The organism is Pelomonas lactea (assembly GCF_043555885.1).
Lineage (GTDB): Bacteria > Pseudomonadota > Gammaproteobacteria > Burkholderiales > Burkholderiaceae_C > Pelomonas > Pelomonas lactea.
Map to the genome: position 1 here is coordinate 47,152 of NZ_JBIGHX010000002.1, position 21,229 is coordinate 68,380.

Consider the following 21,229-nt stretch of genomic DNA (forward strand, 5'->3'; position numbering starts at 1 on the left):
GCATGGCCGGCGTGCTTGAACGCATCCACCGCGCCAACCGCCCGCCGTTCCACAGCCTCACGCCCCGCGACGCGCGGCTGGCCTACCGCATGGGCGCCGAGATCCTGGACCTGCCGCGCGCGCCGCTGCCCCGCGTCGACAACCTCGAAGCCGCCGGCCGTCCCGCGCGGCTGTATGCCCCGAGTGCCGAACGGCTGCCCGTGCTGCTCTACCTGCACGGCGGCGGCTTCACGATCGGCGACCTGGAGACGCACGACAGCCTGTGCCGCCAGTTGGCCCTGCGCAGCGGCGCCGCGGTGCTGGCGTTGGACTACCGCCTCGCGCCCGAGCACCGCTTCCCCGCCGCCGTGGACGACGCCTGGGCCGCGCTGGCCTGGTTGCACGAGCACGCGGCGTCACTCGGGCTGGACGGCGCGCGCCTGGCCGTCGGCGGCGACAGTGCCGGCGGCACGCTGGCCGCCAGCACCGCCTTCTTCGCCCGCGACCGCGGCCTGCCGCTGAAGGGGCAGTTGCTGATCACGCCCGGCACGGCCAGCCAGCCCGGCACACCGTCGCACAAACTGTTCTCCAACGGTTTCCTGCTCGACGCCGCCAGCATCGAGTGGTTCTTCGGTCATTACCTTGACCGCGCGCAGCGCCACGACTGGCGCTTCGCGCCGCTGGAGGCCGATGACCATGCCGGCCTCGCGCCCGCCTGCCTCGTGCTGGCCGAATGCGACCCGCTGGTGGACGAGGGCATTGCCTACGCCGACAAGCTGCGCGCGGCCGGCGTGCCGGTGCAGCTGGAGCTGTACCGCGGCGTCACGCACGACTTCATCAAAATGGGGCGTCAGATCCCCGAGGCGCTCACCGCCTTGGATGCCTGCGCCACCGCCATCAGGGAGTACCTCCAACCATGAAGCGCACCGACTTCCGCCACCTCGAACCCCTGCGCGTGCGCTGGGCCGAGATCGACGCCCAGGGCATCGTCTTCAACGGGCATTACCTCACCTACCTGGACACCGCCGTCAGCGGCTACTGGCGCGCGCTGGCCATGCCCTACGCCGAAACGATGAAGAGCCTGGGCGGCGACCTTTACGTGCGCCGCGCGACGCTGGACTACCGCGGCTCGGCCCGCTACGACGACCGGCTGGACATCGGCATCCGCTGCCGCGAGTTCGGCAACAGCTCGATGAAGGTGGACGGCGCCGTCTTCCACGGCGAGCACATGCTGGTGCAGGCGGAGATGGTCTACGTCTTCGCCGACCCGGCCACGCAGTCGCCGCAGCCGGTGCCGGACGCGCTGCGCGGGCTCATCCACGACTTCGAGGCCGGTCAGCCGGTCGTCGACATCACGCTGGGAAGCTGGGCCGAGCACGGCCAGGCCGCGACGGCCATCCGCCGCGAGGTGTTCGTCGAGGAGCAGCACATCCCCGCCGACATGGAATGGGACAGCGCCGACGCGAGCTGCCTGCACGCGCTGGCGCGCAACCGCTTCGGGCTGCCGCTGGCCACGGGCCGGCTGCTGGAGCATGTGCCGGGTGTGGCCAAGATCGGCCGCATGGCCGTGCGGCGCTCCATGCGCGGCGGCCAGATCGGCCGGCTGGTGCTGGACGCGTTGATGACCCAGGCGAAGCAGCAGGGCTACCGCGAGGTGCTGCTGCATGCGCAGCTGTCGGCCGAGAACTTCTACCTGCGCGCCGGCTTCCAGCGCCGCGGCGAGCCGTTCGAGGAGGCCGGCATCGGCCACGTCGAAATGGTGCGGGCGATCTAAGCCTGGCGCACGCAGGCGCCAGTCCTCAGCCCAGCATCTCGAAGCGCTCGACGCGGCGCTCGCTCGCCAGCCACGGCGCCATCGCCGTCGCCACCTGCGGCTCGCGGTGGCCCCAGCCGGCGGGGTAGATCTCCATCCACGTCCAGCGGCCCTGGTCATCCGGCTCCGGGCGCTGCAGCAGCTCGATCGGCGCTTCGACGCGTGCCTTGCGGAAGGCGATGAGTGCGCTGTCGACGTTGTCAGCGGCGACGCGGTAGTAGACGTAGAGCTGCACGACTCAATCCTGCGGGGGAATCTCGTAGGGCAGCGGGCGCGGCGTCAGCGTCGCACCGCCGGCCTGCCCCAGGTGCAGGCTGCCGCCTTCCAGCGCCGCGAGCTTGATCTCGGCGGCGACGACCGTGCGGCCGTCGCGCGAACCGGCGCCTGCCACGACGCCGGCCGGCTGCTCGGGGTCGGCGCTGTGGAAGATCTCCTGGCCCACGGTGGCCGGCGCGTCGGTCTCGAACACCTGCAGCCGGCGCTTCAGCGTGCCGCGGTACTGGCTGCGCGCGACGATCTCCTGGCCCGGGTAGCAGCCCTTCTTGAAGTTCACGCCGCCCAGCACCTCGAAGTTGATCATCTGCGGCACGAAGGCCTCCACGGTGGCACCGCGCACCCAGGCCAGGCCGGCGGCGGCCTCGGCGCCGGCCCAGGCGTCGGGCGTGATCTCGGCGCCCGCAGGTGCGGCGGCGGCCGCTGGCTGCAAGCGCAGCGCGCGGCCCGAGCCGGGCAGTGCGATCTGCACGGCATCACCCTCGCGCACCAGCGTCCACGCGCCGGCGGCCGGCGTGCCCAGCAGGCCGTAGACGGCGAACTCGGCGCTGGCGTCCGTCAACTTGCACTTGGCGCGCAGCACGAACATCGACAGCCGCTTCAGCGTGGCGGCCAGCGTCTCGGCAGGCAGCGCCAGCAGGATCTCGTCCTCGGCGTCGCCGCGCCAGCCCACCATCGTCGCCAGCAAGCGGCCCTTGGCGGTGCAGAAGCCAGCCAGCCGCGAGTGGTCGCGGTCCAGCAGCGCGAAGTCCTGGGTCAGTTGGCCGTGGAGAAAGCTGGCGGCATCGGCGCCGAGGGCGCGGATGACGCCCCAGTCGCGGAGGTGGAGTCGGGAGGTCTGGGACATGGCGGCAATTATCATCAGCCCCCTTTGAACGGAGCCTGAGCAAGGGCATGAAGTGGCTGTTGCGGGCGGTGCTCGCGTTGTTGTTGATCGTGGCGCTGGCTGCCGGCGCCGCCTGGCAGTGGCTGCGCAGCCCTCTGGGGCTGGCCGGGCCGTCGGTGGAGCTGTCGGTGGAGCCCGGCACCAACCCCGCCGACGTCGCGCGCGCCTGGGTGGCCGCCGGCGTGCAGACCGATGCCCGCTGGCTCTACCAGTGGTTCAAGTGGTCCGGGCAGGCCAAGCAGATCCGCGCCGGCAGCTATGAGGTGCATGCCGGCGTCACGCCGCGCGAGCTGCTGGACAAGATGGTGCGCGGCGACCAGATCCTGGAGCAGCTGCGCCTCATCGAAGGCTGGAACTGGCGCCAGGTGCGGGCCGCGCTGGCCGCCGCGCCGTCGCTCAAGCCCAAAACGGCCGGGATGAGCGACGCCGAGCTGATGGCCGCCTTGGGCGAGCCGGGCGTGGCGCCCGAGGGCCGCTTCTTCCCCGACACCTATGCGTACAGCCGCGGCGTCAGCGACCTGACCGTGCTCAAGCGCGCCCGCGACGCGATGAAGAAGCGCCTCGCCGCCGCCTGGGACAAGCGCGCCGCCAACCTGCCGCTGAAGTCGGCCGACGAGGCCTTGATCCTCGCCTCCATCGTCGAGAAGGAAACCGGCACGCCGGCCGACCGCAGCCGCGTCGCCGCCGTGTTTGTGAACCGGCTGCGCCTGGGCATGCCGCTGCAGACCGACCCGACCGTCATCTACGGCCTGGGCGAGGCCTTCGACGGCAACCTGCGCAAGCGCGACCTGCTGGCCGACACGCCGTTCAACACCTACACGCGTGGCGGCCTGCCGCCCACGCCCATCGCGATGCCCGGCGCGGCGTCGCTGGCGGCGGCGCTGAACCCGGCGCCCGTGAAGTCGCTGTACTTCGTGGCGCGCGGCGACGGCAGCAGCGAATTCAGCGACGACCTCGCCGCGCACAATCGCGCGGTCAACAAATACCAACGCGGCGGCAAGTGAGTTCAGGACGTTTCATCAGCTTCGAAGGCATCGACGGTGCCGGCAAGTCCACCCACATCCAGGCGGTGGCCGACTGGTTCCGCGCCCGCGGCGACGACGTGCAGCTCAGCCGCGAGCCCGGTGGCACGCCGCTGGCCGAGACGCTGCGCGACATCGTGCTGAAGCAGCCGATGGGCTCGCTGACCGAGGTGCTGCTGATGTTCGCCGGCCGGCGCGACCATGTGGAGACCGTCATCAAGCCCGCGCTGGCAGCCGGCAAGACGCTGCTGTGCGACCGCTTCACGGACGCGAGCTTCGCCTACCAGGGCGGCGGCCGCGGCCTGCCGCTGACGGTGCTGAACCCGCTGGCCGATTGGGTGCAGGAAGGCACCGAGCCCGAGCTGACGTTGTGGTTCGACCTGCCCGCCGAGCAGGCCGCCGCCCGCCGCGCCAGCGCCCGCGAGGCGGACCGCATCGAGCAGCTGGACCTGGACTTCTTCGAGCGCGTGCGCGCCGGCTACGCGGCCCGCGCGGCCGCGGCGCCGCAGCGCATCGTGCGCATCGATGCCAGCGGCACCGTCGAGCAGGTGGGCGCCGCCGTGATCGCGGCGCTGGCCGCGCGCTATTCCTGATGCTGAACGCCGATCTCCCCTGGCTGCAAGGGCCGCTGACCGATGCGCTGACGCGCGCCCGCTCGCACGCGCTGCTGGTGCAGGGGCCGGCCGGCGTCGGGCAGCTGGAGCTGGCCGTCAAGCTGGCGCAGAGCTGGCTCTGCGAGGCCGCCGCGCCCGGGCAGCCCGCCTGCAACCAGTGCGCCAGCTGCAAGCTGTTCGCGAGTGGCACTCACCCCGACTTTCAGCTCCTGCTGCCGGAGGCACTGGACGCCACCGCGCGCGAGTCGCTGGGCCTGCCGTTCGAGGAAATCGACGTCAAGGCCGGCAAGGCCAAGCCCAGCAAGGAGATCAAGGTCGAGGCGGTGCGCGGCCTGCTGTCGTTCGCGCAGGCGACGTCGGCGCGTGGCAAGGCCAAGGTCGTCGTCATCTTCCCGGCCGAGGCGCTCAATGGCGTGGCGGCCAATGCGCTGCTGAAGACGCTGGAGGAGCCGTCCGGCCTGCTGCGCTTCGCACTCGCCAGCCATGACAGCGCCAGCCTGCTGCCCACCATCCGCAGCCGCTGCCAGCCGCTGCCGCTGGCGCTGCCCGAGCGCTCGGCGGCGCTGGCCTGGCTGGCGTCCAAGGGTGTGCAGGGCGCCGAGGGTCTGCTGGACGCGACCGGCGGCCGGCCGCAGCAGGCGCTGGCATGGTTTCAGGCCGGGCTGACGGATGCCGCCTGGCAGGCCATGCCGAAGCGCGTCGCGCGCGGCGAGGTGCAGGCGCTGTCAGAGCTGCCGCCGCCGCGCGCCATCGACGCGCTGCAGCGGCTGTGCCACGACCTGCTGCGCCGCAGCCATGGCCAGCCGGGGCAGTTCTTCGCCGCAGCGTCGCTGCCGTCGCCGAAGAAGGCGGCACCGCTGCTGGCCTGGGATGCGGAGCTGCGCCGGGCGTCCCGGCATGCCGATCACCCGCTGAACGCCAGCCTGTGGATCGAGGCGCTGGTGGCGCAAGCCCAGGCGGCCATGATGGCGTCTCTCCGGTGAATACACTCCGCGCATGAGCGACGCCCAATCCAAGCAAGGCCCGGCCTCCCTGCAATTCCAGCCCAGCCAGCTGGGCGGTTCCCTGCCGTTGCCCACGGTGGGCGGGCAGGGCGCGAGTTCCGGCGCGCGGCCCAGCGTCATCCAGCTGGTATTCCGCGAGAAGTCGGCGCTGTACGCGGCCTACATCCCGGCCTTCACCGAGGGCGGCCTGTTCGTGCCGACCACGCGTGACTACAAGCTCGGCGAAGACATCTACCTGCTGCTGGCCCTGCCCGAGGACAACCAGCGCTACCCGGTGGCCGGCAAGGTCGCGTGGCTGACACCGGCCAACGCGTCCGGTGGCCGCACGCAGGGCGTGGGCGTGCGCTTCCCCGGCGACGAGAAGACGCGGCTGATCCGCGTGCGCATCGAGGAAATCCTGGGCACGGCCGTGTCGTCGAGCAAGCCGACCCAGACGCTTTGATTCCCTGATCGATGTTTGTTGACTCGCATTGCCACCTCAGCTTCCCCGAACTGAAGCAGCGGCTGCCCGACATCCTGGCCGACATGCGCAACGCGCAGGTGGTGCAGGCCATCTGCATCTGCACGCAGATGGAGGAGTTCGAGGACGTCCACGCGCTGGCCATGGCGCATGACGTGTTGTGGTCCACCGTCGGCGTGCACCCCGACACCGAGGACATGCGCGAGCCCGACGTGGCCGAGCTGGTGGCGCTGGCGGCGCGGCCGCGCGTCGTCGCCATCGGCGAGACGGGGCTGGACTACTACCGCCTGAACGGCCGCAGCATCGCCGACATGGAGTGGCAGCGCGAGCGCTTCCGCACCCACATCCGCGCCGCGAAGCGGGCGGGCAAACCGCTGGTCATCCACACCCGGGCGAGCGCCGCCGACACGCTGCGCGTGCTGGACGAGGAGGGCGGCGAGCAGGCAGGCGGCGTATTCCACTGCTTCACCGAGACGGCCGAGGTGGCGCTGGCGGCGGTGGAGCGCGGCTACTACATCTCGTTCTCCGGCATCGTCAGCTTCAAGAACGCGCAGGACCTGCGCGACCTGCTGAAGCTGCTGCCGCTGGACCGCGTGCTGATCGAGACCGACAGCCCCTATCTGGCGCCCGTGCCGTTCCGCGGCAAGACCAACACGCCGGCGTACGTGCCGCACGTGGCCAAGGCCGTGGCGGACGCCGTGGGCCTGCCCGTGCACGAGCTGGCTGCCATCGCGACGGCCAACACGCGCCGCCTGTTCAAGCTGCCGGAGGCCGCATGAAGCTGCTGATTGCCACGCTGGCGCTGGCCGCGGCCGCGCTGGCCCATGCGACGCCCGTTGACGACCTCGTGATCGCCGCCGAGATGAACGACCCGCGCGTCGTGCAGGCCCTGCTGGCCAAGGGTGTGGACCCCAACCTGACCGACAACCGCGGCCGCACGGCGCTGTTCACGGCCGTGCGCGAAGGCTCGCAGCGCGCGCTGGAAGCGTTGCTGGCCGTGCCGCAGACGAACGTGAACGCCGTCAACGCCGACGGCGAGACGCCGCTGATGCTGGCTGCCATCCGCGGCTCGCTGCCCGCCGTGAAGGCATTGGTCAAGCGCGGCGCCGACATCAACCGCAAGGGCTGGACGCCGCTGCACTACGCCTGCAGCGGGCCGGACAACGGCGTGGCCGAGTTCCTCATCGCGCAGGGCGCGGAGTTGAACGCGCGCTCCGACAACGGCACCACGCCGTTGATGATGGCCGCCCGCTACGGCAGCGGCGACCTGGTGCCGCTGCTGCTGAAGGCCGGCGCCGAGCCGCGCGCGGCCAACGAGCAGGAACTGACGGCCGCCGACTTCGCCAAGCGCGGCGGGCGGGACCGCATGGCCGCCGACCTGCGCGCCGCGATGGCCGATCGGCAGCGGGCGGCAGACGGCGCCAAGTAATGCACGCCGCTGCGGGCGTGTAAGGGAAAGTCTTACAGCGCCTCGCGCGCTGAACCGACTGTTGCGTTTTGGGGCGGCTGCCTACAGTGAAGCCATCGACTTCCTGAAGAGGCCCACCATGCTGTCCACCACCCCGAACCTGGCCGACCCGTTCGCGATGCTGATCTCGCCTGCCGAGGTGATGACGGCCATCGAGCGCTCCGACCGTCTGGCCCGGCTGCAGCGCCGCGTCTACCGGCCGCTGGACCGGCCGTGGATTCCCGTCAAGGCCAGCGCCGCCTTCGACAGCGAGATCGATGCCGAGACCGACGTGCCCGACCTGTCGAACGATGCGCTGTAAAAACAAAAACGCCCGCTGATGCGGGCGTTTTCTTGCAGGCCGAACCTGAGCGGCGTTCAGACGCGCTTGCGGTACTCGTGCGTGCGGGTGTCGATTTCGATCTTGTCGCCGTTCTCGACGAACAGCGGCACGGAGATCTCGAAGCCGGTGCCGACCAGGCGGGCGGGCTTCATGACCTTGCCCGAGGTGTCGCCCTTGACGGCCGGCTCGGTCTCGATCTCGCGCACGACGCTGGTGGGCAGTTCCACCGAGATCGCCTTGCCGTCGTAGAACGTCACTTCCACGGGCATGCTGTCTTCCAGGTAGGAGATGGCGTCGCCCATGTTCTCGGCTTCGACTTCGTACTGGTTGTACTCTGTGTCCATGAACACATACATCGGGTCGGCGAAGTAGGTGTACGTGCACTCCTTCTTGTCGAGGATGATCTGCTCCATCTTGTCGTCGGCCTTGAACACGAGTTCAGCGCCGGCGCCGTTGAGCAGGTTCTTCATCTTCATGCGCACGGTGGCGGCGCCGCGGCCGCCACGGCTGTATTCGGTCTTCAGCACGACCATCGGGTCCTTGCCCTGCATGATCACGTTGCCGGCGCGGATTTCTTGAGCGAGTTTCATGGTGGTCTCTCGGGATTAGTCAGGAGCTGCGCACCAGAACTCCAGCGGATTTGATCCGGTATGGCGCGGCAAAGCCCGTCATTCTAGCTGGAAACCCCTAAGAAGCCCCGCAGCTGCGTCAGCAGGTCAGGCTGGGCTGCCAATTGCGCACGCCAGCGCATTGCGTGCTCGGTGGCTTGCGGCAGGCCGGGCAACGAGGCGGGCAGGGCGCCCAGCCCGTTCCAGCCGCGCCACACCGCCTGCCAGGCTGGCGGCAGCGCCGCACGAGCCATGAAGGCCTCGAGCTTGGCGTGGTGGGCGTCGTCCTCCGGCTGCGGGTAGATGTGCCAGACGAAGGGCTTGCCGGCCCACTGCGCACGCACGAAGGAGTCCTCCCCGCGGACGAAGTTCAGGTCGCAGGCCCACAGCAGCCGGTCGTAGTCGTCCTGCGGCAGGTAGGGCAGCGCGATGCTGCGCAGACCGGGGCGGGCGGCGATCAGGGGCTGCAGCGGCCCGGGGCAGGCCAGCACCAGCGTGGGTTGTTCGGCCAGGCTCGCCAGCAGCGCAGGCAGCTGCTCGTTGGCATAGGCGAACAGGCTGACGATGCGCTCGCCGGCCTCCGGCGCCCAGCCGCGCGCCGCCAGCCAGGCCAGCCCGTCGAAGGTCTCGATGCGCTCCAGCAGGCCGGCCTCGCGCAGCAGCCCGCCGGTGCGGGGCGTGAAGCCGGGGTAGAAGAAATGCTTGGTCAGGCCCGCGCCGGGGCCGTGAAACTGCGGCGAGGCCAGGCCATGGCTGCGCTCGACGTAGTCCTCCGCGCTGAGGTACTCGAGGTTGATCCAGCGCGGTGCGGGCTGCCGGCCGGCCATGCGGGCGACGAAGAAGGTCGGCAGTTCGCAGCCGAAGGCCTCGATGACCACCTCGCCCGGGGGCGCGTCGACGTCGTCCTCGGGCCAGGCGCGGATCTCGACGCCATGGCGTCGGTCCGGCCGCTCCGGCGCCATCCACGCCAGCGCCGAGGCGTCGTCGACCCACAGCCTGGCGCGATGCCCACGAGCGACGATGTCCCGCGCCAGCCGCCAGCACACGCCCAGGTCACCGTGGTTGTCGATGACGCGGCAGAAGATGTCCCAAAGCAGCGGCTCTCTCATCGCGGCATTGTCCCAGGCCAAAATCCGGCCGATGTCCAGCACGCCCCCTCCCAGCACCGACCCCGTCGAGCAGTACCAGGCCGAACGCGCCGCCATCGAAGCCGCCGAGCAGCAGCGCGCCATCGACATGGAGGCCGCCGCCCGCCAGACGCGCGAGAAGCTGCTGGCCGAGGTGAATGCGCTGCCCGCGCTGCCGGGCGTCTATCGCTACTTCGATGCGAAGGGCGACGTGCTCTACGTCGGCAAGGCCAAGGACCTGAAGAAGCGCGTCAGCAGCTACTTCCAGAAGAACCATGGCGGCACGCGCATCGGCATGATGGTGGCGCGCATCGCCCGCATGGAAACCACGGTGGTGCGCACCGAGGCGGAGGCGCTGCTGCTCGAGAACAACCTGATCAAGACGTTGAACCCGCGCTTCAACATCCTGTTCCGGGACGACAAGAGCTACCCCTACCTGAAGATCACGTCTCACGCCTGGCCGCGCATGGCCTACTACCGCGGCGCGGTGGACAAGCGCCACCAGTACTTCGGCCCGTTCCCGAGTGCCTGGGCGGTGAAGGAGTCCATCCAGCTGATGCAGAAGGTCTTCAAGCTGCGCACCTGTGAGGACAGCGTGTTCAACAACCGCAGCCGGCCCTGCCTGCTGCACCAGATCAAGCGCTGCTCCGGCCCGTGCGTGCCGTCCGGCCAGACCGGCGAGTACGCGCGAGACGTGCAGAGCGCCGAGGCCTTCCTGCGCGGCGAGACCGACGAGGTCATGGCCTCGCTGCAGGCGCAGATGGCGGCCTACGCCGAGCGCTTCCAGTACGAGCTGGCGGCCGAGGTGCGCAACCAGATCCAGGCGCTGTCCAAGGTGCTGCAGCAGCAGGTCGTCGAGGAGAGCAGCGCCACCGGCCGCGACCGCGACGTGGACATCCTGGCCGTCAAGGTGCAGGGCGGCAAGGCCTGCGTGAACCTGGCGATGGTGCGCGGCGGCCGGCACCTCGGCGACCGCGCGTTCTTCCCCAAGCATGTCGACGATGCGACGGCCATGCTGCTGGACGACGAGGAGCCGCTGTCGCCCGAGCGGCAGGTGCTGGAGGCCTTCATGGCGCACCACTACCTGGCGTCGCCGGTGCCGGGCCTCATCCTCGTCAGCGAGCCGGTCGATGCCGGCCTGGGCGAGGTACTGGGCAGCCAAGCCGGCAGCCGGGTCACCGTGCAGGCCCAGCCGCGCGGCCAGCGCCGCATCTGGCTGGAGATGTGCGTCAAGGGCGGCGAGCTGGCGCTGGCGCGGCTGCTGGCCGAGGAGGGATCGCAGCAGGCGCGCACGCGGGCGCTGGTGGACGCGCTGGACCTGTCCGTCACCGAGATCGACAGCTTCCGCGTCGAGTGCTTCGACATCAGCCACACCGCCGGCGAGGCGACGATGGCCAGCTGCGTCGTGTTCGAGGGCCACCAGATGCAGAGCAGCCAGTACCGCCGCTACAACATCGAAGGCATCACCGGCGGTGACGACTATGCCGCCATGCGCCAGGTGCTGACGCGCCGCTACGCCAAGATGGCCGAGGCCGCGCAGCTCGGCACCGGCCCGAATGTGCCGAGATTGCCGGACCTCGTGCTGGTGGACGGCGGCCGCGGCCAGGTCAGCATGGCGCGCGAGGTGTTCGAGGAGCTGGGGCTGGACCTGAGCCTCATCGCCGGCGTCGAGAAGGGCGAGGGCCGCAAGGTCGGCCTGGAAGAGCTGGTGTTCGCCGACGGCCGCGAGAAGGTCTACCTCGGCCGCGACTCGGCCGCGCTGATGCTGATCGCGCAGATCCGTGACGAGGCGCACCGCTTCGCCATCACCGGCATGCGCGCCAAGCGCGCCGCCACGCGCACCGGCGGCTCGCGGCTGGAGGACGTGCCTGGCGTCGGCCCCAAGAAGCGCTCGCAGCTGCTGCAGCGCTTTGGCGGCGTGCGCGGCGTGGCGGGCGCCAGCGTCGACGAGCTGTGCAGCGTGAAAGGCATCTCGCGCGACCTGGCCGAAGAAATCTACCGCGCGCTGCACTGAGCGCAACCCGACAAAAATCGCTGCTGGAGGAGCACACCATGTCCATCGTCGAACGCTCGCGTCGCACGGCCCATTGGCTGATCGCGCCACTGCTGGCCGCCTGCGGCGTCGCGCCGCGCGCACCGGCTCCTGCGCCGGCGCCACCCGCCGCTCCCACCGCGGCTCCGGCGGCCGCGGCAGCGACGCCGGCGGCGCCGCAGCCCTCCGCTGCGACGACCAAGCCCCGGGGGCTGCCGGCGCCCAAGGCGGTGCGTACGCCCGAAGAACTGCGCCGCCAGGCCGCCGAACGCCTCGTGATGGCCAACCCCGAGCGCAGCTTCATGACGCCGGCGCCATCGCACCTGCTCACCGTCGTCGTGCTGGACGTCGAGCTCAAGGCCGACGGCAGCGTGCGAAAGATCAACGTGCTGCGCCCGCCGCGCTTCGGGCCCGAGACATTGCAGATGGCCATCGACGCGGTGCACCGCGCCGCGCCGTTCGGTGACGTGCGCCGCATGCCCGAGCCCTGGCGGTTCACCGAGAGCTTCCTGTTCGACGAGGACCGCCGCTTCAAGCCGCGCAGCCTGGATTGACGGGTCGCCACCACAAGGTTTGGGCGTCAACGCCCCAGCCTTGGGCACAATGGCCTGATGACACGGTCCCGACGCTCACTCCGTTCGCTGCCCTCCGCGGGGGTACTGCTGCTCTCCGAACGACCGAGCGGGCACTGACATGTTCTGGACGCTTCCCACCCTGCTGACCTGGGCCCGCATCGTGGCCATCCCGCTCATCGTCGGGGTGTTCTACCTGGAGCTGGCGCCAGCCCACCAGAACCTGTTCGCGACGGGCCTGTTCATCGTCGTCGCGCTGACCGACTGGCTGGACGGCTACCTGGCCCGCAAGCTCAACCAGACCTCGTCCTTCGGCGCCTTCCTGGACCCGGTGGCCGACAAGTTCCTCGTCTGCTCGGCACTGCTCATCCTGCTGGAACTGGGCCGCGTGAACGCCTTCGTCGCGCTGGTCATCGTCGGCCGCGAGATCGCCATCTCGGCGCTGCGCGAATGGATGGCGCAGATCGGCGCGTCACGCAGCGTGGCCGTGCACATGGTGGGCAAGCTCAAGACCACCGTGCAGATGGTGGCCATCCCGTTCCTGCTGTTCGACGGCCTGCTGTTCGGCGTCATCCCGACCCGCGTGTGGGGCACCTGGCTGATCTATGCGGCCGTCGTGCTGACCATCTGGTCGATGGTGTACTACCTGCAGAAGGCGCTGCCGGAGATCCGCGCCAAGGCGCGCTGAAGACGCCATTGGCCGGTGCGCGGGACATGGAGTTGTATCGGGACTTTTCCCGCCCCGCCGGGCCTGCGGGGCGCGTCTAGAATCCGCTTCCCCGCGCGAGCCCGGGTCGTCGAAGTGGCGGCCCTGATCGGCTCCCAGCTGTACGCGGGCCGCCATTCGCTAGCAGCTTTGCACCGCCGAATCGTCCAACTGGGGGCATGAGTGAACAAGTCCGAATTGATCGAGCACATCGCCAAGCAGGCTGACATCTCCAAGGCCGCTGCGGGCCGTGCGCTCGAGGCCGTGATCGGCGGCGTCAAGACGACGCTGAAGAAGAACGGCACCGTGTCGCTGGTCGGGTTTGGCACGTTCAGTGTCACGAAACGGGCCGCACGCGCCGGGCGCAACCCGAAGACGGGCGACGCGATCAAGATCAAGTCCGCCAAGGTGCCGAAGTTCAAGCCCGGCAAGGCGCTCAAGGACGCGGTCAACTGACGCGGCGCTGATCGTCCCTAGAATCCCCGGTTTTCCGGGCGCTTAGCTCAGTTGGTAGAGCACCTCCCTTACACGGAGATTGTCGGCGGTTCGAGCCCGTCAGCGCCCACCACCCACCCGCGGCGGCTCACGCCGTCCCGCATCTAGAATGCGGCTCCCTCGAAGGCGAACCTCGGTTCGCCTTTGTTGCGTTTGATCCCTGAAGGCTCTCCGAGATGTTTGATTTCGTTCGCCAGCACAACCGCCTGTTCCAGTTCATCCTGCTGATCCTGATCCTGCCGTCCTTCGCCTTCGTCGGCATGCAGGGCTATACCAGCATGATGGGCGGCGCCAATGCTGGTGTGGCCAGCGTCGACGGCCGCAAGATCACGCAGGCCGAATGGGACGTTGCGCTGCGCGAGCAGGGTGAGCGCATCCGCCGCCAGAACCCCAACGTCGATGCCAAGCTGCTGGACACCCCCGAGGTGAAAAAGCAGGCGCTGGACGGCCTGGTCACCGAGCGCACGCTGCAGGCTGCCGCCAACCACCAGCACTTCACGCCCAGCGCCGAGGCGGTCAAAACCCGCTTCTGGAACGACCCGCAGCTGGCCTTCCTGCGCAACCCCGACGGCACCGTCAACAAGGCCATCCTCGCCGCGCAGGGCATGACGCCGTCCGGCTTCCTCGAGCGCCTGCGCCAGGACTACGCGCTGCGCCAGGTCATGGCACCGGTCGAGACCTCCGCGGTGGCCGGCAATGCCAACGCCAAGCTCGCCTTCGACTCGCTGCTGCAGCAGCGCGAGGTGCAACTGCAGCGCTTCGACGTGGCCGCCTTTGCCGCCAAGCTCAACCCCAGCGATGCCGACCTGGAAGCCTTCTACAAGGAGCCGGCCAACGCGGCCAAGTTCCAGCTGCCTGAGTCGGCCCAGATCCAGTACCTGCTGCTGGATGTCGAGGCGCTGAAGAAGGACGTCAGCTTCACCGAGGAAGACCTGCGCAAGTACTACGACGAGAACGCGTCGCGCTATGGCGTGCCGGAAGAGCGCCGCGCCAGCCACATCCTCATCAAGGCCGAGCGCAGCGCGCCGGCCGACGAGCGCGCCAAGGCCAAGGCCAAGGCGGAGGAGCTGCTGGCCCAGGTGCGCAAGAACCCGTCCTCGTTCGCCGAGGTCGCCAAGAAGAACTCGCAGGACGAGGGCTCGGCCGTCAACGGCGGCGACCTCGACTTCTTCGGCCGTGGCGCCATGGTCAAGGAGTTCGACGCGGCCGTCTACGCGATGAAGGCCGGCGAGATCAGCAATCTCGTCGAGACCGATTTCGGCTTCCACATCATCCAGCTGACTGGCACGCGCGGCGGCGAGAAGAAGCCGTTCGAGGCCGTGCGCGGCGAAGTCGAGACCGAAGTGCGCAAGCAGCTGGCCCAGCGCCGCTACGCCGAGGCTGCCGAGCAGTTCGGCAACCTCGTCTACGAACAGTCCGACAGCCTGCAGCCCGCCGCCGACAAGCTGAAGCTGCAGGTGCAGACCGCCACTGTCGCGCGCCAGCCGCAGGCCGGCGCGATGGGCCCGCTGGCCTCGGCCAAGCTGCTGGACGCCGTGTTCGGCGCCGACGCGCTGCGCAACAAGCGCAACACCGAGGCCGTCGAGACCGGCCCGAGCCAGCTTGTGTCTGCCCGCGTCGTGCAGCACAACCCGGCCCGCGTGCCGCCGCTGTCCGACGTGAAGGACAAGGTCCGCGCACAGCTCGTGCAAAAGCTCGCCAGCGCCGAAGCCCGCAAGGCCGGCGAGGCGCGCCTGGCGGCGCTGAAGGCCAACCCGGCCGACGTTGCCGGCCTGGATACGGCCGTGACCGTGTCGCGCGCCAAGCCCGAGAAGCTGACCCGTGCGCAGCTCGAAGCCGTGCTGGGCGCCGACGCCGCCAAGCTGCCGGCCGTGGTGGGCGTGGCTGCCGAGGATGGCGGCTACGTCGTCGCTCGCATCAACCAGCTGCAGCCGCGCGACGCCGCCGTCATCGACGACAAGCGCGCCAGCCAGCAATACGCTGCCGCCTGGGCCCGCGCCGAAGGCCAGGCCTACCTGGCCGCGCTGAAGTCGCAGTACAAGGCCGTCATCAAAGTTGCATCTCCTGCGTCCGCCGCTAGCGCACCCTGATTTTTAGGTTATACTTTTTGGCTCAGCGGTGGTTGTAGCTCAGTTGGTAGAGTCCAGGATTGTGATTCCTGTTGTCGTGGGTTCGAGTCCCATCAGCCACCCCAAAATTTCCGCCTGAATCAACGGCCCAGCGAATCAATCCGCTGGGCCGTTGTGCTTTTGGGTCGCCGTGAGCGCAAGTCCATTCGCCGGGGCCCCGGCGCCGGTCGCTACATGGGCCGGAAGAGGTGGCTGAACGCGCGGCTGACCTTCAGCGGCCTCTCCAGGCCGCGCAGGTTCAAGCTGTACTGGCCGTTCTCCTCGCGGGTCGCGCTCAGGATGGCGTGGGTGTTGACGAGCACGCTGCGGTGCACCTGCATGAAGTCTGCCGAATCGATGCTGGCCATCAGCTCGCGCAGGCTCATGCGCACCAGCGCCTCGCCGCCGGCCGTGACCACGTTGACGTATTTCTCGGTGGCCTCGAAGCAGATCACGTCGGTGACGGGAATCATGCGCACCGTGTTGCCCACACCCGCGCGGATGACCTTGATGCGTTCGCGCGGCAGCTGCGGGGCTTCGCCCATGGACTGCATGCGCTGCATCACCTGGGCCATCTCCCCCTCGCGCGGCTGGGGTGCGCGCTGGCCCAGCCTGGCCTTCAGCCGGTCGACCGTCTGCGCGAGCCGCTCCGGCGTCGCGGGCTTGAGGATGTAGTCCACCGCGGCGCGCTCGAAGGCCGACACCGCGTAGGCGTCGTAGGCCGTGACGAACACGAACAGTGGCTCCGCCGCCTGTTCCGGCCATTCGTCCGCAACGGTCTCGGCCACCTCCAGGCCGTTGCGGCCGGGCATCTTGATGTCCAGGAACATGATGTCCGGCGCATGGGCCAGCGCCAGCTCTGTGGCCTGCAGGCCGTCCTCGGCCATCGCGAGGATCTGCAGCTCGGGCCAGGCCTGTTCTAGCAGGCGGCGCAGCGTGCGCGCAAGGACGGGTTCGTCTTCGGCGATGACGGCGGTCGGGCCGGTGCGCTCGTGCATGTCGGTCTCCAGAGAAGTTGTGTTCAGCGGGGCAGGTGGATGACGGCGCTGACACCCGCGGGCGTGCGCCGCTCCAGGCGCAGGCTGGCGGCGTCGCCGTAGGCGGCGCGCAGCCGGTCGCGGACATGCTGCAACCCGTAGCGGGTGCTGGCCGGCGCGCCCTGCGCGTCCAGTCCGCCGTCCGCCGGCAGGCCCAGGCCGCTGTCGGACACACGCAGCTCGATGAAGGCGTCGTGCAGCGTCGCCTCCACGTCGATGCGGCCGGCGCCGACCTTGGGCTCCAGCCCGTGCTTGATGGCGTTCTCCACCAGTGGCTGCAGCAGCATGGGCGGCACCAGCGTGTCTTCGAGCGCGGGTGGCAGGCTCAGCCGGTAGCTCAGCCGCGGGCCCATGCGCAGGGCCATGATGTCCAGGTAGGCGCGCAGCTGGGCGAACTCCCGGCTCAGCGCCACCGCTTCGGTCTGCGACGCGACCAGCGCGCTGCGCAGGTAGACGATGAGCTGGTCGATCATGGTCTCGGCTCGGTCGACGTCCTCGCGCACCAGCGAGCGCACGTTGGCCAGCGTGTTGAACAGCATGTGCGGCTCCAGCTGCGTGCGCAGCAGGCGCAGCTGCGATTCGACGGCGAGCCGCTGCGCCTCGGCGCGCTGGGCGGCCTCGGCGGCCAGCTGCTCGCGCGTGGCGTAGTAGTGCAGGCCGAAGCCGCCGACGAGCAGCGTGAAGACGATGGGGATGAAGCTGATGGCCCGGTGGCCCACCATCTGCATGGACTCGCCCAGCAGGATGAACGCGATCTGGTGGCCGATGAAGTAGCCACCGGGCAGGGCCACCAGCGCGATGAGCAGCCAGCGGGCGGTGGGAGAGAAGCGCGCGAACTGCCGGGTGCGGCGCAGGAACACGACGATGGCGACCATCGTCAGCCCGACGCACTCCGAGAACAGCAGCACGCGGGGAAAGGTCTCGATGCCGGGCACGACGAAGAAGAGCAGCACCGCCGCCACGGCCCACAGGCAGGCGGCGATCAGCAGGGTTTGCAGGAAGCCGCGCAGCGGGTCGGTTCGGGGCAGGGGTGTCATGGGGCGGGCTGGGGGCGTGGCTGGGTGTCTGGCGGGTGGCGGACGACTCTAGGGCCCGCCGCACGATCCGCCAACCGGGCAGGTGCCGGCGGCAGCCTGCCGCCGGCGGTTCGGGGTCAGGGCTTGTTGCAGGTGCAGGCCGGGCCGCAGGCGCAGTGCGGGCCGCAGGCGCAGGCCGGTTGCGGCGGCGGGGTCTGGCAGCCGCAGGGGCAGGCCGCGCCGGGGCAGGGGTTGCAGCGGCAGGCGGTGGTGGTCGGGGTGCTGTTCATGAGGTTTCTCCTGGGGTGGATCGCCGACGGGATGTCGTCGATGGACGGACTGTCGCCAGGCCGCCGGGCCGCGGGCAGCGGTTTGCGACGAGTGGGGCCGCGCGGTGCGGGAACGTGCGGCGGCGTCGACCCGGCGGTGGCGGGCAGCGCCCACGCTGCCGCTCAGGGGCGCCGACTGTCCGCGATCCGTTCGGTCGCCGCGGCAGACCGCTGCCGGACGGATTCGTGCCACCGGTCGCGCGCCGCTGTCGCCCTGGCCGGCGGCTGCCCAGAGTCCGGCCTCGGCATCCCCGCCACCTGGCCGCCCTCCGGGGCCTCTCCACCTCCTCATCCCGTCAACATCATGTCTGTCCGCGCCTACCTCGCCCCCGTTCTCGCCGCTGCCGCGCTGTGCCTGTCCGCCTGCGGCACGCCGCCCGCCGACCTCGACTACACGCTCCGGCATCCTGCCGTGCAAGGCCGGTTCGTCGTCGAGCTGCAGCCTCCCGCGCAGGGCCCCGCCATCGGCCAGCTGCACAGCTGGACGGTCAAGGTGGCCGGCATCGACGGCTCGCCGGTCAGCCGCGCGCGCATCACTGTCGACGGCGGCATGCCGCAGCACGGCCACGGCCTGCCGACGCAGCCGCGCGTCACCCGCGAGCTGGCGCCGGGCACCTACCTCGTCGAGGGCATGAAGTTCAGCATGACCGGCTGGTGGGACCTGCGCCTGGACATCGAGGCCGCGGGCCTGCGCGACCAGGCTGTGTTCAACCTGGTGATGGCCCACGACGGCCTGAAGCGCTGAATGAAGGCGCTGATGCCTGGGCGCCGCCGGACGATGCTGGCCGTCGCCGCGCTGCTGCCGGCGCTGGCCGGTTTCGGCTGGAGCCGCGAGCGCGACGACGCCTGGTCGGCCGCGGAGAGGGCCGTGCTGGCCTCGATGCACCTGGACCGGCTGGGCGCGCTGCCGCCCGACCTCGGCAACGCGGTGGCCGAGCGCCCGGAGGCCGCTGCGCTGGGGCGGGCGCTGTTCTTCGACACGCGGCTGTCGCGCAATGGCCAGGTGGCGTGCGCCAGCTGCCACGAACCCGCGCGGCAGTTCCAGGACGGCCGGCCGGTGGGCCGCGGCCTGGCCGACGGCGCGCGGCGCACCATGCCCCTCGCCGACGCCGCGCGCAGCCCCTGGCTGTTCTGGGACGGCCGCAAGGACAGCCTCTGGTCCCAGGCGCTGGGCCCGTTGGAGGACGACGCCGAGCATGGCAGCAACCGCACCCGCATCGCCCAGCAGCTGCATGCGCATCACCGCCAGCGCTACGAGCAGGTGTTCGGCGCCTTCCCGCCGCTAGCCGGCTTGCCGGCCGATGCGGGCCCGCTGGGCTCGCCGGCGCAGCGCGAGGCCTGGGCGCGCATGAGCGACGCCCAGCGCGACGCGGTGAACCGCGTGTTCGCGAACCTGGGCAAGGCCATTGCTGCCTACGAGCGCACGCTGCGCGCCGCGCCGTCACGCGTCGACCGCTATGTGCGCGCGGTCGAGACCGGCGATGCCGCCGCCCGGCAGATCCTGACGCCCGATGAGGTGCGCGGCCTGCGGCTGTTCATCGGCAAGGGCCGGTGCGTGACCTGCCACGCCGGGCCGCTGCTGACCGACCAGCATTTCCACAACACCGGCGTGCCGCCGCGCACGCCCGGCCGGCCGGACCCGGGCCGTGCCGCCGCCGTGGCCCGGGTGCAGGCGGACGAGTTCAACTGCCTGGGCCGCTACAGCGACGCCGACGCGACCGCCTGCGGCGAGCTGAGCTTCATCGCGCAGTCGCCCGGCCTGCTGGGCGCCTTCAAGACGCCGGGGCTGCGCAACGTCGCGCTGCGGCCGCCCTACATGCACGCCGGGCAGCTGGCGACGCTGGAGGACGTGCTGGCGCACTACCGGCAAGCGCCCGCGGCCGTGCTCGGCAGCAGCGAGCTGGCACCGGCCGGCCGCGTGCAGGCCGGGCGCCAGGCCGTCCGGCTCGATGACGAGGAGGCGCGGCAGGTCGTGGCGTTCCTGCGCGCGCTGTCCGGGCCAGCGGACGAAGGCGTGGGGGCAGGAGCACGCTAGCTGCGAAGCGGCAGGAGGGTGTTTCGCGGGGTGTTCGACTCGGGCGCCGCTGCACCGGGCCGGGCCCAGAAGGCCGCAGCCAGCCGTGCGGCGAACGATGGGCCGGCGTTGATCGCCATCAGCACCTGGTCACGCGCATCGCGCGCGCTGATCTGGCCCAGGGCGTCGTCCCTGGCCCAGCGGCTCACCGGCAGCGGGTGATGGTGGGCGTTGAAATCTTGCATGTGTGTCTCCCGTGACAAGGTGTCGAATGACGAGTGGGTGGTGCCGGGGCCCGCGAGGACGGCTGGCGTCAGGCCTCGCGGCCGTTGAAGCTGGCCACCGTGTCCTGCCAGGTGTTGCGGTCGGCTTCCTGGCTCTTGGGCGCAGGCGCCGGCGCGAACGCCTGCTCGAACCGCTGCGCCTGCGCCTCGCGCCGCTGGCGGGCTCGCTTCTCGACCGCCTTGGCCTGCTTCCTGAACGAGCGGGGCATGCGCTCCAGCAGCGCGGCAAAGCCGACCGGGCTGGGCTTTTTCACAGCACCGTCCGGCGCACGTCGATCTCGGTCCCTTCCCAGGCCAGCTCGTCCGGCAGGGGCAGGGAGACGCGGTGCCGCGCGGCCTCTGCTTCCCAGGTGCGCAGCTGCAGCAGCGTGATGCGCAGCAGTTCGTCGGTGGTCCAGCGCAGGGCGGCGTCGGGCGGGTGGGGCGTGGCTTGCGTGGGCATGAGGGCTCCTGTGTCTATGGAACCAGTCTCGGCAGTGGCCGCGCCGGGGGGTATCGCCCTCAAGGGGGAATGCGGGGGGATGCGGCCGGGCGCATCCCCCACCGTCTCCCCCTAAAGGGGGATGGACGCGCCGCCGTCAGCCGACGTAGCCCAGCGGCAGCGCGGTCGTCAGCTTGAGCTCTTCCATCGCGAAGCTGGAGCTGACGTCGTGCAGCTGCGTGCCGGCGATGAGGCGCTTGTAGACCTTGTCGTAGGCGGCGATGTCCGGCACGACGACGCGCAGCAGGTAGTCCACGTCGCCGCTCATGCGGTAGAACTCGACCACCTCGGGGATGGCCTGCACGGTGGCCTTGAACGTCTCGAACCAGGCTTCCGTGTGCACGCTGGTGCGCACCGACACGAACACCGTCACGCCGACGTTGACCTTGCGCGGGTCCACCAGCGCCACCTGGCGCGTGATGACGCCGGCCTCCTTCAGCCGCTGGATGCGCCGCCAGCAGGGCGTCGTCGACAGGCCCACGGCTTCGGCGATCTGCGCGACCTGTTGCTCGGCATCCTGCTGAAGAATGTCCAGGATTCGAACGTCGATGGCATCCAGTTTCATTGGCTGGATGTTAG

The 21,229-nt window shown here is 70.4% G+C and carries 27 protein-coding genes and 2 tRNA genes; 18 read left to right on the forward strand and 11 right to left on the reverse strand.

What is annotated here, in order from left to right; translation table 11 throughout:
* Positions 1–2: 2 nt before the first annotated feature.
* Both ACG04Q_RS04770 and ACG04Q_RS04775 read left to right on the forward strand, forming a co-directional pair.
* Positions 3–899, forward strand: a complete 897-nt coding sequence (locus tag ACG04Q_RS04770; protein ID WP_394510471.1) for an alpha/beta hydrolase — start codon at positions 3–5, stop codon at positions 897–899.
* Positions 896–1,753: a YbgC/FadM family acyl-CoA thioesterase gene (locus ACG04Q_RS04775; RefSeq protein WP_394509720.1), complete on the forward strand. Its 858-nt coding sequence runs from the start codon at positions 896–898 to the stop codon at positions 1,751–1,753. The genes ACG04Q_RS04770 and ACG04Q_RS04775 overlap by 4 nt, the downstream gene beginning before the upstream one ends.
* A gap of 25 nt (positions 1,754–1,778) precedes the next feature.
* On the opposite strand, the gene ACG04Q_RS04780 is transcribed toward ACG04Q_RS04775, so the two are convergent.
* Both ACG04Q_RS04780 and ygfZ read right to left on the reverse strand, forming a co-directional pair.
* Positions 1,779–2,027, reverse strand: a complete 249-nt coding sequence (locus ACG04Q_RS04780; protein ID WP_394509722.1) for a DUF4936 family protein — start codon at positions 2,025–2,027, stop codon at positions 1,779–1,781.
* Between the two features lie 3 nt (positions 2,028–2,030).
* A complete protein-coding gene (gene ygfZ, locus ACG04Q_RS04785; protein WP_394509723.1) occupies positions 2,031–2,912 on the reverse strand; it encodes a CAF17-like 4Fe-4S cluster assembly/insertion protein YgfZ in 882 nt (293 codons plus the stop codon).
* A 47-nt stretch (positions 2,913–2,959) separates the two neighbouring features.
* Between ygfZ and mltG the strand changes: the two genes are divergently transcribed.
* The 7 genes from mltG to ACG04Q_RS04820 all read left to right on the forward strand — a co-directional run bounded on the left by mltG (position 2,960) and on the right by ACG04Q_RS04820 (position 7,820).
* Positions 2,960–3,955 (forward strand): endolytic transglycosylase MltG, encoded by a 996-nt coding sequence (mltG, locus tag ACG04Q_RS04790; protein WP_394509724.1) that lies wholly within the window; start codon positions 2,960–2,962, stop codon positions 3,953–3,955.
* A complete protein-coding gene (gene tmk, locus ACG04Q_RS04795) occupies positions 3,952–4,566 on the forward strand; it encodes a dTMP kinase (RefSeq protein WP_394509725.1) in 615 nt (204 codons plus the stop codon). Before mltG ends, tmk begins: the two co-directional genes overlap by 4 nt.
* Complete coding sequence (locus ACG04Q_RS04800) at positions 4,566–5,570, forward strand: DNA polymerase III subunit delta' (protein WP_394509726.1); 1,005 nt, start codon at positions 4,566–4,568, stop codon at positions 5,568–5,570. Before tmk ends, ACG04Q_RS04800 begins: the two co-directional genes overlap by 1 nt.
* A gap of 13 nt (positions 5,571–5,583) precedes the next feature.
* Entirely contained in the window at positions 5,584–6,033 is a 450-nt protein-coding gene (locus ACG04Q_RS04805; protein WP_394509727.1) for a PilZ domain-containing protein, read from the forward strand.
* An 11-nt stretch (positions 6,034–6,044) separates the two neighbouring features.
* Entirely contained in the window at positions 6,045–6,830 is a 786-nt protein-coding gene (locus ACG04Q_RS04810) for a TatD family hydrolase (protein ID WP_394509729.1), read from the forward strand.
* Positions 6,827–7,480, forward strand: coding sequence for an ankyrin repeat domain-containing protein (locus tag ACG04Q_RS04815; RefSeq protein ID WP_394509730.1), 654 nt, complete (start codon positions 6,827–6,829; stop codon positions 7,478–7,480). Before ACG04Q_RS04810 ends, ACG04Q_RS04815 begins: the two co-directional genes overlap by 4 nt.
* A 118-nt stretch (positions 7,481–7,598) precedes the next feature.
* Positions 7,599–7,820, forward strand: coding sequence for a hypothetical protein (locus ACG04Q_RS04820; RefSeq protein WP_394509731.1), 222 nt, complete (start codon positions 7,599–7,601; stop codon positions 7,818–7,820).
* Between the two features lie 56 nt (positions 7,821–7,876).
* On the opposite strand, the gene efp is transcribed toward ACG04Q_RS04820, so the two are convergent.
* Together efp and earP are read right to left on the reverse strand one after the other, a co-directional pair.
* On the reverse strand, positions 7,877–8,431 hold the full coding sequence (gene efp, locus ACG04Q_RS04825) for an elongation factor P (RefSeq protein WP_394509732.1): 555 nt from the start codon (positions 8,429–8,431) through the stop codon (positions 7,877–7,879).
* Positions 8,432–8,514: 83 nt separating this feature from the next.
* A complete protein-coding gene (gene earP / locus ACG04Q_RS04830; RefSeq protein WP_394509733.1) occupies positions 8,515–9,558 on the reverse strand; it encodes an elongation factor P maturation arginine rhamnosyltransferase EarP in 1,044 nt (347 codons plus the stop codon).
* Positions 9,559–9,685: 127 nt separating this feature from the next.
* Here earP and uvrC point away from each other — a divergent pair, with 127 nt between their 5' ends.
* The 7 genes from uvrC to ACG04Q_RS04865 all read left to right on the forward strand — a co-directional run bounded on the left by uvrC (position 9,686) and on the right by ACG04Q_RS04865 (position 15,575).
* Entirely contained in the window at positions 9,686–11,590 is a 1,905-nt protein-coding gene (gene uvrC / locus ACG04Q_RS04835) for an excinuclease ABC subunit UvrC (RefSeq protein WP_394510472.1), read from the forward strand.
* A gap of 38 nt (positions 11,591–11,628) precedes the next feature.
* A complete protein-coding gene (locus ACG04Q_RS04840) occupies positions 11,629–12,162 on the forward strand; it encodes a hypothetical protein (protein ID WP_394509735.1) in 534 nt (177 codons plus the stop codon).
* A 139-nt stretch (positions 12,163–12,301) separates the two neighbouring features.
* Positions 12,302–12,868 carry a CDP-diacylglycerol--glycerol-3-phosphate 3-phosphatidyltransferase gene (gene pgsA, locus ACG04Q_RS04845; RefSeq protein WP_394509737.1) on the forward strand — a complete coding sequence of 189 codons (567 nt, stop codon included), beginning with the start codon at positions 12,302–12,304 and terminating at the stop codon, positions 12,866–12,868.
* Between the two features lie 201 nt (positions 12,869–13,069).
* Positions 13,070–13,342: an HU family DNA-binding protein gene (locus tag ACG04Q_RS04850; protein WP_394509738.1), complete on the forward strand. Its 273-nt coding sequence runs from the start codon at positions 13,070–13,072 to the stop codon at positions 13,340–13,342.
* Positions 13,343–13,378: 36 nt separating this feature from the next.
* A tRNA-Val gene (locus tag ACG04Q_RS04855) sits at positions 13,379–13,454 on the forward strand.
* A 103-nt stretch (positions 13,455–13,557) separates the two neighbouring features.
* A complete protein-coding gene (locus ACG04Q_RS04860) occupies positions 13,558–15,471 on the forward strand; it encodes a SurA N-terminal domain-containing protein (protein ID WP_394509739.1) in 1,914 nt (637 codons plus the stop codon).
* Positions 15,472–15,499: 28 nt separating this feature from the next.
* Positions 15,500–15,575 (forward strand) — tRNA-His (locus ACG04Q_RS04865).
* A 105-nt stretch (positions 15,576–15,680) separates the two neighbouring features.
* Here ACG04Q_RS04865 and ACG04Q_RS04870 read toward each other — a convergent pair.
* The 3 genes from ACG04Q_RS04870 to ACG04Q_RS04880 form a co-directional block, all read right to left on the reverse strand.
* Positions 15,681–16,487 (reverse strand): LytR/AlgR family response regulator transcription factor, encoded by an 807-nt coding sequence (locus ACG04Q_RS04870; RefSeq protein ID WP_394509740.1) that lies wholly within the window; start codon positions 16,485–16,487, stop codon positions 15,681–15,683.
* A 23-nt stretch (positions 16,488–16,510) separates the two neighbouring features.
* On the reverse strand, positions 16,511–17,563 hold the full coding sequence (locus tag ACG04Q_RS04875) for a sensor histidine kinase (protein WP_394509741.1): 1,053 nt from the start codon (positions 17,561–17,563) through the stop codon (positions 16,511–16,513).
* Between the two features lie 116 nt (positions 17,564–17,679).
* Positions 17,680–17,832: a hypothetical protein gene (locus ACG04Q_RS04880; protein ID WP_394509742.1), complete on the reverse strand. Its 153-nt coding sequence runs from the start codon at positions 17,830–17,832 to the stop codon at positions 17,680–17,682.
* A 343-nt stretch (positions 17,833–18,175) separates the two neighbouring features.
* On the opposite strand from ACG04Q_RS04880, the gene ACG04Q_RS04885 reads away from it, so the two are divergent.
* Together ACG04Q_RS04885 and ACG04Q_RS04890 are read left to right on the forward strand one after the other, a co-directional pair.
* Positions 18,176–18,616, forward strand: coding sequence for a FixH family protein (locus ACG04Q_RS04885; protein ID WP_394509743.1), 441 nt, complete (start codon positions 18,176–18,178; stop codon positions 18,614–18,616).
* Between the two features lie 12 nt (positions 18,617–18,628).
* Positions 18,629–19,906 (forward strand): cytochrome-c peroxidase, encoded by a 1,278-nt coding sequence (locus ACG04Q_RS04890; RefSeq protein WP_394509744.1) that lies wholly within the window; start codon positions 18,629–18,631, stop codon positions 19,904–19,906.
* Here ACG04Q_RS04890 and ACG04Q_RS04895 read toward each other — a convergent pair.
* From ACG04Q_RS04895 to ACG04Q_RS04910, 4 genes are all read right to left on the reverse strand, one after another.
* Positions 19,903–20,130 carry a hypothetical protein gene (locus ACG04Q_RS04895; protein ID WP_394509745.1) on the reverse strand — a complete coding sequence of 76 codons (228 nt, stop codon included), beginning with the start codon at positions 20,128–20,130 and terminating at the stop codon, positions 19,903–19,905. The genes ACG04Q_RS04890 and ACG04Q_RS04895 overlap by 4 nt on opposite strands.
* A gap of 68 nt (positions 20,131–20,198) precedes the next feature.
* A complete protein-coding gene (locus tag ACG04Q_RS04900; protein ID WP_394509747.1) occupies positions 20,199–20,423 on the reverse strand; it encodes a hypothetical protein in 225 nt (74 codons plus the stop codon).
* Positions 20,420–20,611, reverse strand: coding sequence for a hypothetical protein (locus ACG04Q_RS04905; protein WP_394509748.1), 192 nt, complete (start codon positions 20,609–20,611; stop codon positions 20,420–20,422). Before ACG04Q_RS04905 ends, ACG04Q_RS04900 begins: the two co-directional genes overlap by 4 nt.
* A 136-nt stretch (positions 20,612–20,747) precedes the next feature.
* Positions 20,748–21,215 carry an Lrp/AsnC family transcriptional regulator gene (locus ACG04Q_RS04910; RefSeq protein ID WP_394509749.1) on the reverse strand — a complete coding sequence of 156 codons (468 nt, stop codon included), beginning with the start codon at positions 21,213–21,215 and terminating at the stop codon, positions 20,748–20,750.
* Positions 21,216–21,229 lie beyond the last annotated feature (14 nt).

Bases quoted from the DNA above. Each gene is read 5' to 3' on its own strand.
- pgsA (WP_394509737.1), top strand. From the start codon at position 12,302: ATGTTCTGGACGCTTCCCACCCTGCTGACCTGGGCCCGCATCGTGGCC.
- ygfZ (WP_394509723.1), bottom strand. From the start codon at position 2,912: ATGTCCCAGACCTCCCGACTCCACCTCCGCGACTGGGGCGTCATCCGC.
- earP (WP_394509733.1), bottom strand. From the start codon at position 9,558: ATGAGAGAGCCGCTGCTTTGGGACATCTTCTGCCGCGTCATCGACAAC.
- ACG04Q_RS04810 (WP_394509729.1), top strand. From the start codon at position 6,045: ATGTTTGTTGACTCGCATTGCCACCTCAGCTTCCCCGAACTGAAGCAG.
- ACG04Q_RS04820 (WP_394509731.1), top strand. From the start codon at position 7,599: ATGCTGTCCACCACCCCGAACCTGGCCGACCCGTTCGCGATGCTGATC.
- ACG04Q_RS04800 (WP_394509726.1), top strand. From the start codon at position 4,566: ATGCTGAACGCCGATCTCCCCTGGCTGCAAGGGCCGCTGACCGATGCG.
- uvrC (WP_394510472.1), top strand. From the start codon at position 9,686: ATGGAGGCCGCCGCCCGCCAGACGCGCGAGAAGCTGCTGGCCGAGGTG.
- ACG04Q_RS04840 (WP_394509735.1), top strand. From the start codon at position 11,629: ATGTCCATCGTCGAACGCTCGCGTCGCACGGCCCATTGGCTGATCGCG.
- ACG04Q_RS04805 (WP_394509727.1), top strand. From the start codon at position 5,584: ATGAGCGACGCCCAATCCAAGCAAGGCCCGGCCTCCCTGCAATTCCAG.
- ACG04Q_RS04770 (WP_394510471.1), top strand. From the start codon at position 3: ATGGCCGGCGTGCTTGAACGCATCCACCGCGCCAACCGCCCGCCGTTC.
- ACG04Q_RS04890 (WP_394509744.1), top strand. From the start codon at position 18,629: ATGCCTGGGCGCCGCCGGACGATGCTGGCCGTCGCCGCGCTGCTGCCG.
- ACG04Q_RS04880 (WP_394509742.1), bottom strand. From the start codon at position 17,832: ATGAACAGCACCCCGACCACCACCGCCTGCCGCTGCAACCCCTGCCCC.
- ACG04Q_RS04895 (WP_394509745.1), bottom strand. From the start codon at position 20,130: ATGCAAGATTTCAACGCCCACCATCACCCGCTGCCGGTGAGCCGCTGG.
- mltG (WP_394509724.1), top strand. From the start codon at position 2,960: ATGAAGTGGCTGTTGCGGGCGGTGCTCGCGTTGTTGTTGATCGTGGCG.
- ACG04Q_RS04905 (WP_394509748.1), bottom strand. From the start codon at position 20,611: ATGCCCACGCAAGCCACGCCCCACCCGCCCGACGCCGCCCTGCGCTGG.
- ACG04Q_RS04775 (WP_394509720.1), top strand. From the start codon at position 896: ATGAAGCGCACCGACTTCCGCCACCTCGAACCCCTGCGCGTGCGCTGG.
- ACG04Q_RS04885 (WP_394509743.1), top strand. From the start codon at position 18,176: ATGTCTGTCCGCGCCTACCTCGCCCCCGTTCTCGCCGCTGCCGCGCTG.
- ACG04Q_RS04875 (WP_394509741.1), bottom strand. From the start codon at position 17,563: ATGACACCCCTGCCCCGAACCGACCCGCTGCGCGGCTTCCTGCAAACC.
- ACG04Q_RS04815 (WP_394509730.1), top strand. From the start codon at position 6,827: ATGAAGCTGCTGATTGCCACGCTGGCGCTGGCCGCGGCCGCGCTGGCC.
- ACG04Q_RS04910 (WP_394509749.1), bottom strand. From the start codon at position 21,215: ATGAAACTGGATGCCATCGACGTTCGAATCCTGGACATTCTTCAGCAG.
- ACG04Q_RS04860 (WP_394509739.1), top strand. From the start codon at position 13,558: ATGTTTGATTTCGTTCGCCAGCACAACCGCCTGTTCCAGTTCATCCTG.
- efp (WP_394509732.1), bottom strand. From the start codon at position 8,431: ATGAAACTCGCTCAAGAAATCCGCGCCGGCAACGTGATCATGCAGGGC.
- ACG04Q_RS04870 (WP_394509740.1), bottom strand. From the start codon at position 16,487: ATGCACGAGCGCACCGGCCCGACCGCCGTCATCGCCGAAGACGAACCC.